Raw genomic sequence first — 13,328 nt, 5'->3', positions numbered from 1 at the left:
GGCAGCAGGTCTCCGCGCCTGGAGCATCTTGGCAGTGCTGGCCGCGCTGGCGGCCGCCCTCGGCGCAGGTCTGCAGTGGTCGTCGCTGCAAGGCCCCTGGCGCGCGGTCAGCGCGGTCTCGGCAGTGCTGGCGGTGGTCTGCGGGCTGTGCGCCGCGCTTGCCGCCCACCGGGCCGCACAGGCGCAGCGTGCCTTGGCACAGCGCCTGGAAGAGGCCGACCTGGCCCGCGAACGCCTGCAGCAGGAACTGCGGCGTCACGGCGAACTCGAACAGGAACTGTTGCGCGCCAAACAGGCCGCCGAGGCAGCCACCCTGGCCAAGGGCGAATTCCTGGCCACCATGAGCCACGAGATCCGCACCCCGCTCAACGGCATCATTCCGATGCTGGAGCTGATCTCCAGCGGCCAGCTCAGCCTTGATCAGCGCGACATGCTGCAGACCGCCACCGGCAGCTCGCTGCAGCTGCTGCGCATCGTCGACGACATCCTCGATTACTCCAAGCTCGAGGCCAACAAGCTCGAACTGGAAATCACCACCTTCAACCTGCGCGAGCTGCTCGACGGCGTCATCCAGTTGCTCCAGCGCACCGCCGAAGGCCGCCAGCTGCGCCTGAGCCTGGATATCGAACCGTCGGTGCGGCTGCTGGTGCGCGGCGACCCGATCCGCCTGCGCCAGGTGCTGGGCAATCTGATCGGCAACGCCATCAAGTTCACCGAACGCGGCAGCGTCGATATCCAGCTGCGCCGCCTGGGCGAAACGCGCGCCCAGCATCTGCTGCGCTTCCAGGTGCGCGACACCGGGATCGGCATCGCCCCGGACCAGCAGGCACGCCTGTTCCGCTCCTTTGCACAAGCCGATGCCTCCACCACGCGGCTGTACGGCGGCACCGGCTTGGGCCTGGCGATCTGCAAACGCATCATCGACCTGATGGGCGGTCGCATCGGGGTGGAATCCGAACCCGGGCGCGGCTCCACCTTCTGGTTCGAAATCCCGCTGCTCAAGGTCATCGGCGACCTCCAGCAAGCCAGCGGCGCCGACGCCGCACGCGTGATGGTGATCAGCTCCGACGCGCGCCTGTCGCAACGCCTCAAGCGCCTGCTCGACAGCTGGGGGGTGTCGCACGTGCTCATGGAAACCACCCAGGAAGCGCTGGAACGCGTGCGCCGGCACAGCGACAGCGAAGGCTTCCGCTGCGTCATCGCCGACCACGACACGTTGCGCTACAGCGCGCGCGCGGTGCACCGCGCGCTCGCCCGCCCGGAAAACGCCAACAGCGCGCGGCTGATCTGGCTGTACGGCGAAGAACCGGTACCGGCCGAACTGCAGGATCATGCCACCCTGGTGCCGCGCCAGAGCCCGGACGAAACCCTGCGCGCCCTGGTGCTGCCGCCCGAACCCAAGCCCGCCCACGTCACCACGCTGGCGGCGGCGATGATCCCCGAGCCATTGCCGCCACCGATGGCCAATGCGCGCGAGGTGCGCATCCTGCTGGTCGAAGACAACCCGGTGAATCTGCTGGTCGCGCAGAAGCTGCTGGCCGTACTTGGCTTCGAGGCCGACACCGCCACCGATGGCGAAGCCGCACTGGCCAGCATGGAATCCACCCGCTACGACATGGTGTTCATGGATTGCCAGATGCCGGTGCTGGATGGCTACGCCGCCACTCGGCGCTGGCGGGCCATGGAAACCGAAAGCGGCGGCCGCCCGATCCCGATCGTGGCCATGACCGCCAACGCCATGGCCGGCGACCGCGAACGCTGCCTGGCCGCCGGCATGGACGACTATCTTTCCAAGCCGGTCGCACGCGAACAGCTCGACGCCTGTCTGCAGCGCTGGCTGCCGCGCCAGGCGCTGCTGCCCGGCCCAAGCAGCGCCGGCCAGGCAACCCACGATCCCGAAAGCGCCAGCGCCGCTGCGCAGGCACGCGCACTGCCGATCCTGGACAACAGCGTGATCGACGAGCTGTACGAAGTGGCCGGCGCGGACACCATCACCATCCTGCAGCTGTTCCTGGAAGACGCACCGCTGATCATCGAACAACTGGAAGCGGCCGCCGCCAACCGCGACAGCATGCAGCTGCGCGACCTCGCCCACACCCTCAAGTCTTCCAGCGCCAACGTCGGTGCGCAGGCGGTGTCCAACGCGGCCCGGCGCATCGAATTGGCCGCCCGCACCGGCACCATCGAACGCCCCTCGGTGATGGTCGCCCTGGTCATCGCCGAATACGCCCGCGCCCGCCTGGCGCTGCTAGGCCAGGTCGCCCGCCTGCAAGCCACCGCCAGCACCGCAAATCCGTAATCGCAATCAGCGCTGTCGAAGCATCAGAAGAAACCCGGCGCCGTCACCTGCTTCGAACTGCTTAGGGATGTAATCCGGACCGCGCACACGCTTGGGTAGAGCCGCCCTGACCACGAACGCCATGCGGCCACGGTTGCCCTGACAGCTCGGTGAGCGGATCCGGGATCATCGCTACATCTGGCGGCGCGTCGTCGTCCTGCCAGGCTGCTGGCGCGCCTGCAGGCCGCCACCCACAAGAGCGGCGAATCATCGAGCAAGCATCACCAGGAATGGGAACGTCGCCGAGAGCAAGCGTCACCAAGCAAGCGCCGACAGCGCTATGCCGACCATCTGGCCTCTGTGCACCGAGCATCTGCAGTCGTTAACGCGACGCTCAAATCGCCCTGGTGCTCAACGCCTCTCACACGCAAGGACGCTCAAGCCTCTCCATTCCCGGAAGAGCACCAAAGCCCCTCTCCTGCGGGAGAGGGGTTGGGGTGAGGGTACGGGCAAAGCGGCGCGCGCTCACCCAGCCACAGAAGATGCTCAAATCGCCCTGATGCTCAACGCCTTCTCACACGCAAGGACGCTCAAGCCTCTCCATTCCCGGAAGGGCACCAGCGCCCCTCTCCTGCGGGAGAGGGGTTAGGGTGAGGGTACGGGCAAAGCCGCGCGCGCTCACCCGGCCACAGAAGATGCTCAAATCGCCCTGATACTCAACGCCTTCTCACACGCAAGGATGCTCAAGCCTCTCCATTCCCGGAAGGGCACCAGCGCCCCTCTCCTGCGTGAGAGGGGTTGGGGTGAGGGTACGGACGAAGCCGCGCGCTCACCCGGCAACAGAATCTGTAGAAGCACACCATCAGCGAACAATCGCTGAGAACACCGACCGGCAGCAGCACCGCGTACCCGCTAGTCAGGGCCAGACAAGACAACCCCGACCAGAGGCGCGTTTAGTCGTCCAGCTTGGTCAGCAGGTAATTCGGCTCGCCGATGCGCGCCACCAGGTCCAGCTGGGTTTCCAGCCAGTCGATGTGCTCTTCTTCGGACTCCAGGATGTCCACCAGCAACTGGCGGCTCACGTAGTCCTTGACGGTCTCCGCATACGCCACCGCCTCGCGCAGCACGACAACCGCCTCGCGCTCAAGGGCCAGATCGCAGCGGAACATCTCGGTGGGGTTCTCGCCGATGCGCAGCTTGCCCAAGGCCTGGAAATTGGGAAGACCTTCGAGAAACAGAATGCGATCGGACAGCTTGTCCGCATGCTTCATCTCGTCGATGGATTCCTTGTACTCATGCTCGGCCAGTTCTTTCAGGCCCCAGTTCTTCAGCATCTTGGCGTGCAGGAAGTACTGGTTGATCGCAGTGAGTTCGTTGTAGAGCACCTTGTTGAGGTACTCGATGACCTTGGTATCGCCCTTCATGCGATGTCTCCGAGACAGTGAGCCGGCCGCACTTTAGCGCGTTGGCGCAGGGCATGAAGGAACGCGAATCGTGATCAGTTGCGGGACGCGCCGCGCGCTGCAAGGAGATGCCAGGCGCCTGGCCGCTGCCAGCTGCCAGCTGCCACGACAGATCAGGCGGGGCAACCGACTGCATTCGTGTGCCGTCCGTCTACGGGCGACCACTTCGCTGCAGCTGGCACCAGATGCAGAATGCTACTGGCATCGGCGGTGCCGGCCGGCAGATACACCTGGCATCAGGTACCGCGTGGACATCGCGGACCAGCCATCGTCGGGACCTCGGTCCCGAGTTCCTGCCTCAGGCAGCGCTAGCCAGCCCCAAGAGCGGCAACGGCAATGCGCGCGTGGCATGTGCCTGGTTCAACAGATCGCTCGCCATCTCCAGGCACGAGCCGCAATTGGAACCACAGCCGGTGCGCATGGTCAGTTCGGCAAGGCTCGCGCAGCCATTCTCGGCCGCTTCGCGGATCTGGTGGTCGGTGACCCCATTACAGATGCAGACGTACACAGTATCGGTCGGACGTTGACGATCCGGAAAGGACCGGAGCTGATTGCACCGCAAACGAGAATAGGTGTCAATTCCATCCGTTAATCATTATTAATCCGCAACGCGCGAGCCCCGTTGCGCTTGCGTGGCCGCTTGCGTGGGCTGTCGTGCCCCGCCGCGCTGCTGCCTGGCAACCACGCCTCCAGCGCACGCTCGGGCATCGCACCCACTGCTGCCGAGCCGGCCAGGCTCTGCGCAAGCGGCGCCAGATGACGCAGCGCGCGCGCATAGACACCGCGCTTGAACATCACCACGTGCTCGACCGGATACCAGAAATCCACCCAGCGCCAATGGTCGAACTCCGGAGTGTCGGTATGGTCGAGCTTCAGATGCGATTCGTCGCCGGTGAACTGCAGCAGGAACCAGACCTGCTTCTGTCCGATACACACCTGCCGCTCATTGCGGCGCACTGCCCGGCTGGGCAGCCGATAGCGTAGCCAGCCAGGCGTGGCGCCGAGCAATTCCACATGCTCGGGCAACAACCCGGTTTCTTCGCGCAGCTCGCGGTACATGGCTTCAACGGGCGTCTCATCGGTGTTCATGCCACCCTGCGGGAACTGCCAGCCGTCCCTGCGCACACGTCGTGCCCAGAACACCTGACCGTCCTGCCGCATCAGCACAATGCCGACGTTTGGCCGGAAACCGTCCGGATCGATCACGATGCGGACTCCTGAAAATCTACTGCCACCGACTCTGCCACGGCGACGCCCGGCTCACAAGCTGAAAACGAAATGCTTGACAACAGCACGGCGCATCGTGAGAATTGCCGGCTCCCTAGGCTATGTAGCTCAGCCGGTTAGAGCACAGCACTCATAATGCTGGGGTCGGTGGTTCGAGTCCACCCATAGCCACCAAGGTATTCACGCCCTCACCGGCATGCAATAATCTTGGACCAACACGTTTTATTGCCCCGTCGCCAAGCGGTAAGGCACCTGACTCTGACTCAGGCATTCGGTGGTTCGAATCCATCCGGGGCAGCCAAACACAAAAGGTCCGATCGAAAGATCGGGCCTTTTTTGTTGCCCCGTGCCGGTGGCGGCACATCACGCACGGCGCGCATGCGCATTGCGCTCAGTTTCCAGAGCGATCTTGGCCACGCGCTCGTACAGAGCGGACACCCGGATCCCAAACGACAAAAGCCCGGCATGGCCGGGCTTTTGAAGCAGGCATCCCGGCGAACCGGGATGCGCCAGACGCGATGGATCAGCGCTTGGAGAACTGGGTGGCGCGACGGGCCTTGTGCAGGCCGACCTTCTTACGCTCGACTTCGCGAGCGTCGCGGGTCATGAAGCCAGCCTTGCGCAGCTCGGACTTCAGGGTTTCGTCGTACTCGACCAGCGCACGGGCGATGCCCAGACGGATCGCACCGGCCTGGCCGGTGGTGCCGCCGCCCGAAGCGGTGACCATGATGTCGAAGCTTTCGGTGTTCTTGGTCAGTTCCAGCGGCTGGCGCACGATCATGCGCGCAGTCTCACGACCAAAGAATTCGTCCAGCGGACGGTCGTTGACGGTGATGTTGCCGGTGCCCTTGCGCAGGAACACGCGAGCGGTGGAGGACTTGCGGCGGCCAGTGCCGTAGTTTTGCGTGATAGCCATGATTAGATATCCAGAACTTGCGGCTGCTGGGCGGCGTGCGGATGCTCGGCACCCGAATAGACCTTGAGCTTGCGGTACATGGTGCGACCCAGTGGGCCCTTCGGCAGCATGCCCTTGACGGCGATTTCGATCACGCGCTCCGGGTGGCGCTGCAGCGCCTGCTCCAGGCTCTCGGTCTTCAAGTTACCGATGTAGCCGGTGAAGCGGTGATACTTCTTGTCTTTCAGCTTGTTGCCCGTGACGACGATCTTCTCGGCGTTGATCACCACGAGGTAATCGCCAGTATCGACGTGAGGGGTATAAACCGGCTTGTGCTTGCCGCGCAGGCGGCGGGCCAGTTCGGTGGACAGACGGCCGAGCGTCTTGCCGGCGGCGTCAACGAGATACCAGTCGCGCTGGACGGTCTCGGACTTGGCGGTGAACGTAGTCATGAGAAAACTCTTGAGTGGTCGGGCGGATTGCAGCGGCCGATGACCACTGGAACTTTGCCACGCGTTGTGAAGGCGAAACAGAAGAGGCGGGATTGTACGGGACGTTCGTCGGCGGCGCAAGTTGCAGCAACGACTGCACCATGGCGGTTGGCAGCACGGCGGAGCGGGGCCAGAATCGCCATATGACCCAGATCTCCCCCACCCGCCTGCATAGTCCGCTCGACCGGCTGCTGGTCGAAGCCCAGCGCGCGCTGGATACCGTCTTCGGCAATCCGCCGGCCGAGCGCCCCAATCCTGCTGCCGACACACCCGACGTCGTTCTGGACCCGGAGCAGCGCCGCCACGCGGCCGGCCTGATGCGCATCAACCATGTCGGCGAGGTGTGCGCGCAAGGCCTGTATTTTGGCCAGGCGGCCGTCGCCCGCGACGTGCATACCCAGCATCACCTGCTGGAAGCTGCACAGGAAGAGACGGACCACCTGGCCTGGTGCGCCGACCGCCTGCACGAGCTGGACAGCCGCCCCAGCCTGTTCAACCCCGTGTGGTACGCCGGCAGCTACGCGCTCGGCGCGCTGGCCGGGCTGCGCGGCGACGACTGGAGCTTGGGGTTCGTGGTCGAGACCGAACGCCAGGTCGAAGCGCACCTGGACGAGCACCTGGAAACCCTGCCCCAGAGCGACCAGCGCAGCCGGGCCATCCTGCGCGTGATGAAGATCGACGAGGCCCGCCATGCAGACCAGGCCGAGCAGGCCGGCGCCCGCCCGCTCCCCGCTCCGATCCCCAGCGCGATGGCCCTGGCCTCCAAGCTGATGAAGACGGTTGCCTACCGCCTCTAGTCGGGAATTGGAAATTGGCGCTGGGAACCGGCGACCGGCGACCGGAATCTAACCGCACCCCGTGCGCCCGACACAGCGAGCCATTCCTCCCCAGCACGACATCTGGAGGGCCCCTTTGTCGAGGGCGCGCTCCGGAGGCGTGGGTTAGAAGCAGACCTTGAGTCGGGGCACAAGGCTTGCGCAGCGAACGCCGGGGCTGTGCCCGCATTGCGGATGCAGGCACGGCCGAGCGCGTGGGGATAGGCAGACTCCGAGTCGGAGTCCGGGGTTTGCGCCGCAAACGCTGGGGGACTGACTACCCGACCAGCTTCAGCCCGATCACGCCAGCCACGATCAGACCGATGCACGCCAAGCGCGACCAAGAGGCGCTATCGCCGAAGAGCGCGATACCGGCAATGGTCACGCCCAGGGCGCCGATGCCGGTCCAGATCGCATAGCCGGTGCCAACCGGATGGTCTTCAGCGCCTGCGTCAGAAACCACAGGCTGGTGCCAGCAAGGCCGATGGTCAGCACGGTCGGCCACAGGCGAGTGAAGCCGTCGCTGTATTTCAGTCCCATGGCAAAGCCGATCTCGAACAGGCCGGCCAGCAACAGATGGATCCAGGGCATTGCAGTACTCCTCACAGAAAAAAACAGACAAAAAAAAAGCGGCCCAGTGTTTGCACACTGGGCCGCCGTCGGCTGTGGAACGCGAGGTCGTCGCGTGGCGGGCCGTCCCGCCTTGTGGCGTTTGCGCACTTGCAAGCAAGCACGCAACAGGAGGCTCCTGCGCTTATTCGCTCAGGTTGCGTCCGTGAAACAGTTCTTCGATTTCGCGCTTGAGCAGGGTTTCGATCTTCATGCGCTCCTTGAACGAGAGGTTCTTGGCGCGCTCTTCGAACAGGTACTGATCCAGGTCGAAGTCCTTCAGGTGCATCTTCGTGTGGAAGATATTTTCCTGGTAGACGTTGACGTCGAACATCTCGTAGCGCGACTTCACGTTCTTGGCGAGAAATTGCTGGATCGAGTTGATCTTGTGATCGATGTAATGCTTCTTGCCCTTCACATCGCGCGTGAAGCCGCGCACGCGGTAATCCATGATCACGATGTCTGATTCCAGACTCTCGATCAGGTAGTTGAGCGCCTTCAACGGCGAAATCACGCCGCAGGTCGCGACGTCGATGTCGGCGCGGAACGTGGCGATGCCTTCCTGCGGATGCGTTTCCGGATATGTATGGACAGTGATATGACTCTTATCCATATGAGCAACCACGGCATCGGAGATCAACTCCTTGCCGGCCTGCTTCTTGTCGATCACCGGTTCTTCGGAGATCAGGATCGTCACCGATGCGCCCTGCGGATCGTAGTCCTGACGTGCGATATTGAGGATGTTGGCGCCGATGATCTCGGCCACATCGGTCAGGATCTGCGTCAGACGATCGGCGTCGTATTGCTCATCGATATACTCGATGTAGCGCTGACGCTCCTCTTCGGTACGCGCATAACAGACGTCGTAGATGTTGAAGCTCAACGCCTTGGTGAGGTTGTTGAACCCCTGTAGCCTCAGACGAGGCAACGGCTTGACCACGTCGGTCTGTCCTTATGGAAAGCGGGAAAGGAGTCAATTATGAGCCAAAGATCCCAGCTAACGAAATGCCGATGTTAAGAGTGGTTTACCTTGCATGACTCATGCCGTTAAGCTTCAGGAATCACACGCGGAACTACCATGAGCCCAGGAAATACGACGGTTGTCACTACGACGGTACGTAACGCTACCCCTTCCCTGGCGCTGGACGCGGGCACCATCGAGCGTTTCCTGGCGCACAGCCACCGAAGGCGCTATCCGACCCGGACCGATGTGTTCCGGCCAGGAGACCCGGCCGGCACCCTCTACTACGTGATCAGCGGCTCGGTGAGCATCATCGCCGAGGAAGATGACGACCGTGAGTTGGTGCTGGGCTACTTCGGCAGCGGGGAATTCGTCGGTGAGATGGGGTTATTCATCGAATCCGATACCCGTGAGGTGATCCTGCGCACCCGCACCCAGTGCGAGCTTGCCGAGATCAGCTACGAGCGGCTGCAGCAGCTGTTCCAGACCAGCCTGTCGCCGGATGCGCCGAAGATCCTGTATGCGATCGGTGTTCAGCTTTCAAAACGACTGCTCGATACCACAAGGAAAGCCAGCCGCCTGGCCTTCCTCGACGTGACCGACCGCATCGTGCGCACGCTGCATGACCTGGCCAAAGAGCCTGAAGCGATGAGCCACCCGCAGGGCACCCAGCTGCGTGTCTCACGCCAGGAGCTGGCACGCCTGGTCGGGTGCTCGCGCGAAATGGCCGGTCGCGTGCTCAAGAAGTTGCAGGCCGACGGCCTGCTGCACGCCCGCGGCAAGACCGTCGTGCTGTACGGCACCCGCTGATGGCGCTGTGCAGCCGGTGCCGTGTGCACTGGCTGCATGCCGGTTTTGGCTCCGTTTGAAGCGATCGCGACGGTGCCGACATCGGCACTTTCATGCCCCTGCAGCGACACTTCTGCGCGATACCTCTTATAAGAGCGTCTTCGAGCAGTCGAACCGCACGATCTGCATCGCGACTGCGTCACGATCCTGAAAATTGGTTGCGCTACAGGTCGCATCGGTTTGCCTGCGCACATCGACGCCCAGATTCGAAATCGCAAGCTGGACTGCGCACTGGTTTCGCTCCGCGCGAAACGACCTGTCTGCCCGGATGGTGCGCTCGCCTACAGCGCCTTGCCGCCGCGGTCGCGGCAACCCCAGTTGAGGATGGGCGTGCCTGTCGGCAGTACCTGGCGGAACAGCGCTTCGCGATTGGCCTTGGGATTGACCACCACCGGTGCGCGCGCGGCCTTCAAAAGCGGCAGATCTGCGGTGCTGTCCGAGTAGGCGATGGCGATATCGGCGTAGCCGCGCTCGCGCAGCATGCGCATCTTTTCTTCGTTATGGCAGTGACGTCGCGCGGTGACGGCGCCCAGGCGCGGGCCGACCAGGCTGCCGATCACCGGCACGTCCTGATGGGCCACGAAACCCAGAATGGCGCGCGCCAACTCCGGCGGTGCGCCGGTGGCGACCACCACACGGTCGCCGGCAGCGCGGTGCTGGGTGAAGACCTGCAAGGCATGCGGGAGCAGGCGCTGGCGGATCTGCGCTTCATGCTTGAGCACGTATGCGTCGATGAAACGGTTGAACTCGCGTGCGCGGTGCAGGCCGAACGTGGCGATCCACACATAGCCGGATACGCCGCGCCGCCGGGTTGGCAGCATCGCCACCATTGGGCCGAGAATGGGCGAGGCCAACAGCGCAACCAGCAAGCGCAACGGGTTGCGCTTGATCAGCCAGGCAAACAGATGACTGCCGGAATCGCCGTCGTACAAGGTGTGGTCGAAGTCGAACACCACCAGCGGTGCGTCTTCGCGCGGTACGGGATACGACTCAGTCATGCGCGAAGAATAGCTGACGCAGCGACTCGCCGGGTTCGGCCGCGCGCATGAAGGTCTCGCCGACCAGAAACGCGTTCACATCGTGACTGCGCATCAGGTGCACATCGGCCTGGGTGACGATGCCACTCTCGGTGACCAGCACGCGATCGCGCGGCACCGCGGCACGCATGTCCAACGTGGTCTGCAGCGTCACTTCGAAGGTACGCAGGTTGCGGTTGTTGATGCCGATCAATGGCACCGGCACCTGCACCGCACGCTCGAGCTCGTCGATATCGTGCACTTCCACCAGCACGTCCAGGCCCAGCTGCATGGCCAGGCCCGATAGATCGGCCAGTTGGGCGTCTTCCAGCGCGGAGACGATCAGCAGGATGCAGTCGGCGCCGAGCACGCGGGCTTCGTAGACCTGATACGGGTCGACGGTGAAATCCTTGCGCAGCACCGGCAGCGTGCAGGCATCGCGCGCCTGGCGCAGATAGGCATCCGATCCCTGGAAAAAATCCACATCGGTGAGCACCGACAGGCAGGTGGCGCCACCGAATTCGTAGCTGACCGCGATATCGGCCGGCTGGAAATCCGGCCGGATGACACCCTTGGACGGGCTGGCCTTCTTCACTTCGGCAATGACGGCCGGGTCGCCGGCGGCGATGCTGGCCTGCATGGCAGCTGCAAATCCGCGCGTGAGCGGCAGGTCGGCGCTGCGCGCGATCAGCTCGGCCAGCGGCACGCGCGCACTGCGCTCGGCGACTTCGTCGGCCTTGCGGGCAAGAATGGTGTTGAGGATGTCGCTCATCGTATCGGGTCCTGGCGGGCGGGCATTATCGGTCAAGACGGCCGCACCGGCGTGCGGCTGCGCGCCAGCACGCAGCATGCCAGCGCGACTGTGAGGATGCTGGCGGGTGATGGCCGTTGCGTGGCGGTTGCCGGCATGGCTCAGGATTGCACGGCGAGCTGGCGGGTGTAGGCGACATAGGCGTCCACCCGCGCGCGCGCGGAGCCGTCGGCGATGACCGCGCGTGCGCGCAGCACGCCGTCGGCAATACTGTGGGCAACGCCGGCCACGTACAACGCAGCACCGGCGTTGAGCGCCACGATATCCAGCGCGGGGCCGGGCACGTTGTCCAAGACCTGCAGCAGCATCGCGCGCGATTGCGCAGCGTCGGCCACCTTGAGGTTACGGCTGGCCGACATGGCAATGCCGAAATCTTCCGGGTGCACTTCGTATTCGCGCACCTGGCCATCGCGTAATTCGCCAACCAGCGTGCCGGCGCCCAGCGAGAGCTCGTCCATGCCGTCACGCCCCCACACCACCAATGCGCGTTCGGCGCCGAGCTCGTGCAAGACGCGCGCCTGGATACCGACAAGGTCGGGGTGGAACACGCCCATCAGGATGTTCGGCGAGCCGGCCGGATTGGTCAGCGGCCCGAGGATGTTGAAGATAGTGCGCACGCCCATTTCGCGCCGTACCGGCGCCACCACCTTCATGGCCGGGTGATGCACTGGCGCATACATGAAGCCGATGCCGGTATGCGCCAATGCGCTGGCAACCTGCTCGGGCTGCAGCTCGATCACCGCACCCAATGCTTCCAGTGCGTCGGCACTGCCGGATTTGGACGAGACGCTGCGATTGCCATGCTTGGCGACCTTGGCACCGCCGGCAGCGGCGACGAACATGGCGCAGGTGGAGATGTTGAAGGTATGCGAACCGTCGCCGCCGGTACCGACAATGTCGACCATGTGCCTGCGATCACTCACCTCCACGCGGCGCGAGAACTCGCGCATCACCGTGGCCGCACCGGCGATTTCGCCGATGGTCTCCTTCTTGACCCGCAACCCGGTGAGGATGGCCGCGACCATCATGTCGGAGACCTCGCCGCGCATGATCTGCCGCATCAACTCGACCATTTCGTCGTGGAAGATTTCGCGGTGTTCGATGGTGCGTTGCAGGGCTTCTTGCGGCGTGATGGGCATGGAAACAACCGTGGCAGAACGTGATGGATGGAGACGCAGGCGGCTTGCGACGCGCGCGATCAGTGCAGGAAAGCGCAAGCGCCAGGCGACGCGCCTGCCGTTGCAGCGGCGACGATCATTGGCCTGGACGTGTCATGCGAAAACGCGCCTGCGGCTGCACTTCGTAGTAATCGGCCGGCCCGCCTGCGCGCAGAATCGTCTGCACTGCACCCGGGTCATAGATGCCCTCGTGCAGCGCCGACCTGGCCAGGTGCACGCCGACCACTTCGCCCAGCACCAACCAGGTCTGGATGGCGTGACCGGCAGCGGTTTGCAGCGGCAGCAGCTGGCTGAGCCGGCATTCGAAACTGACTGGACTGGCAGCGACCCGTGGTGCAGCGATCAGGCGCGATGGCGCCACCTGCAGGCCTGCCAGATCGAATTCATCGACCTCCGCAGGCACCATCGCCGCGCTGGCGTTCATTGCTTCTGCCAACGGCCGGGTAGCCAGATTCCAGGTGAATTCGCCGGTGGCTTCGATATTACGCAGGCTGTCCTTGCGACCGATGCTGGCAAAGCCGACGATCGGCGGAACGTAGTTGAACGCATTGAAAAAGCTGTACGGCGCCAGATTGGCAATGCCCTCGGCGCTGCGCGAGCCGATCCAGCCGATGGGACGCGGGCCGACAATGGCGTTGAACGGATCGTGCGGCAGCCCGTGACCCTGCGTCGGCTCGTAGAAATGGATGCTGTCGTCGGGTGTGCTCATCGTGATCCGGATGCTGTGGAAGGTGG

At 64.1% G+C, this 13,328-nt stretch carries 13 protein-coding genes, 2 tRNA genes and 1 pseudogene; 5 read left to right on the top strand and 11 right to left on the bottom strand.

What is annotated here, in order from left to right; all coding sequences use genetic code 11:
• The first annotated feature begins 28 nt into the window (after positions 1–28).
• On the top strand, positions 29–2,299 hold the full coding sequence (locus ACCQ03_RS02845) for an ATP-binding protein (protein WP_057687067.1): 2,271 nt from the start codon (positions 29–31) through the stop codon (positions 2,297–2,299).
• Between the two features lie 932 nt (positions 2,300–3,231).
• Here the strand turns inward: ACCQ03_RS02845 and bfr are convergent.
• From bfr to ACCQ03_RS02830, 3 genes are all read right to left on the bottom strand, one after another.
• Positions 3,232–3,702, bottom strand: a complete 471-nt coding sequence (bfr, locus tag ACCQ03_RS02840; RefSeq protein WP_017155002.1) for a bacterioferritin — start codon at positions 3,700–3,702, stop codon at positions 3,232–3,234.
• A 337-nt stretch (positions 3,703–4,039) separates the two neighbouring features.
• The gene (locus tag ACCQ03_RS02835; RefSeq protein WP_039567454.1) at positions 4,040–4,249 is read right to left on the bottom strand and encodes a (2Fe-2S)-binding protein; all 210 of its coding nucleotides are present in this window, start codon (positions 4,247–4,249) and stop codon (positions 4,040–4,042) included.
• Between the two features lie 80 nt (positions 4,250–4,329).
• A complete protein-coding gene (locus ACCQ03_RS02830) occupies positions 4,330–4,947 on the bottom strand; it encodes an RNA pyrophosphohydrolase (RefSeq protein ID WP_057679861.1) in 618 nt (205 codons plus the stop codon).
• Between the two features lie 118 nt (positions 4,948–5,065).
• Here ACCQ03_RS02830 and ACCQ03_RS02825 point away from each other — a divergent pair.
• Positions 5,066–5,142, top strand: a tRNA-Met gene (locus ACCQ03_RS02825).
• Positions 5,143–5,194: 52 nt separating this feature from the next.
• Positions 5,195–5,269 (top strand) — tRNA-Gln (locus ACCQ03_RS02820).
• 222 nt (positions 5,270–5,491) lie between these two features.
• Here ACCQ03_RS02820 and rpsI read toward each other — a convergent pair.
• Positions 5,492–5,884 (bottom strand): 30S ribosomal protein S9, encoded by a 393-nt coding sequence (gene rpsI / locus ACCQ03_RS02815; protein WP_003483085.1) that lies wholly within the window; start codon positions 5,882–5,884, stop codon positions 5,492–5,494.
• Between the two features lie 2 nt (positions 5,885–5,886).
• The gene (rplM, locus tag ACCQ03_RS02810; RefSeq protein ID WP_003483082.1) at positions 5,887–6,315 is read right to left on the bottom strand and encodes a 50S ribosomal protein L13; all 429 of its coding nucleotides are present in this window, start codon (positions 6,313–6,315) and stop codon (positions 5,887–5,889) included.
• A gap of 182 nt (positions 6,316–6,497) precedes the next feature.
• On the opposite strand from rplM, the gene coq7 reads away from it, so the two are divergent.
• A complete protein-coding gene (gene coq7 / locus ACCQ03_RS02805) occupies positions 6,498–7,151 on the top strand; it encodes a 2-polyprenyl-3-methyl-6-methoxy-1,4-benzoquinone monooxygenase (RefSeq protein WP_057679863.1) in 654 nt (217 codons plus the stop codon).
• A 295-nt stretch (positions 7,152–7,446) separates the two neighbouring features.
• Here coq7 and ACCQ03_RS02800 read toward each other — a convergent pair.
• A pseudogene (locus tag ACCQ03_RS02800) lies at positions 7,447–7,760 on the bottom strand (DMT family transporter).
• Between the two features lie 163 nt (positions 7,761–7,923).
• Positions 7,924–8,718, bottom strand: a complete 795-nt coding sequence (gene speD / locus ACCQ03_RS02795) for an adenosylmethionine decarboxylase (RefSeq protein WP_007967854.1) — start codon at positions 8,716–8,718, stop codon at positions 7,924–7,926.
• A gap of 138 nt (positions 8,719–8,856) precedes the next feature.
• Between speD and crp the strand changes: the two genes are divergently transcribed.
• Positions 8,857–9,549 carry a cAMP-activated global transcriptional regulator CRP gene (gene crp, locus ACCQ03_RS02790; RefSeq protein WP_005914205.1) on the top strand — a complete coding sequence of 231 codons (693 nt, stop codon included), beginning with the start codon at positions 8,857–8,859 and terminating at the stop codon, positions 9,547–9,549.
• 320 nt (positions 9,550–9,869) lie between these two features.
• Here crp and ACCQ03_RS02785 read toward each other — a convergent pair whose 3' ends face one another.
• The 4 genes from ACCQ03_RS02785 to ACCQ03_RS02770 form a co-directional block, all read right to left on the bottom strand.
• Positions 9,870–10,586 carry a haloacid dehalogenase-like hydrolase gene (locus tag ACCQ03_RS02785; protein WP_003483057.1) on the bottom strand — a complete coding sequence of 239 codons (717 nt, stop codon included), beginning with the start codon at positions 10,584–10,586 and terminating at the stop codon, positions 9,870–9,872.
• On the bottom strand, positions 10,579–11,376 hold the full coding sequence (gene trpC / locus ACCQ03_RS02780; RefSeq protein WP_057658899.1) for an indole-3-glycerol phosphate synthase TrpC: 798 nt from the start codon (positions 11,374–11,376) through the stop codon (positions 10,579–10,581). The genes ACCQ03_RS02785 and trpC overlap by 8 nt, the downstream gene beginning before the upstream one ends.
• Positions 11,377–11,516: 140 nt before the next feature.
• On the bottom strand, positions 11,517–12,554 hold the full coding sequence (gene trpD / locus ACCQ03_RS02775) for an anthranilate phosphoribosyltransferase (RefSeq protein WP_057658730.1): 1,038 nt from the start codon (positions 12,552–12,554) through the stop codon (positions 11,517–11,519).
• 115 nt (positions 12,555–12,669) lie between these two features.
• A complete protein-coding gene (locus tag ACCQ03_RS02770; protein WP_057658901.1) occupies positions 12,670–13,302 on the bottom strand; it encodes a flavin reductase family protein in 633 nt (210 codons plus the stop codon).
• Positions 13,303–13,328: the final 26 nt, after the last annotated feature.

Source organism: Xanthomonas sp. NCPPB 3569 (assembly GCF_041475645.2).
In the GTDB taxonomy this organism is placed as follows: domain Bacteria; phylum Pseudomonadota; class Gammaproteobacteria; order Xanthomonadales; family Xanthomonadaceae; genus Xanthomonas; species Xanthomonas phaseoli.
This window is presented reverse-complemented; position numbering and strand designations above follow the sequence as displayed.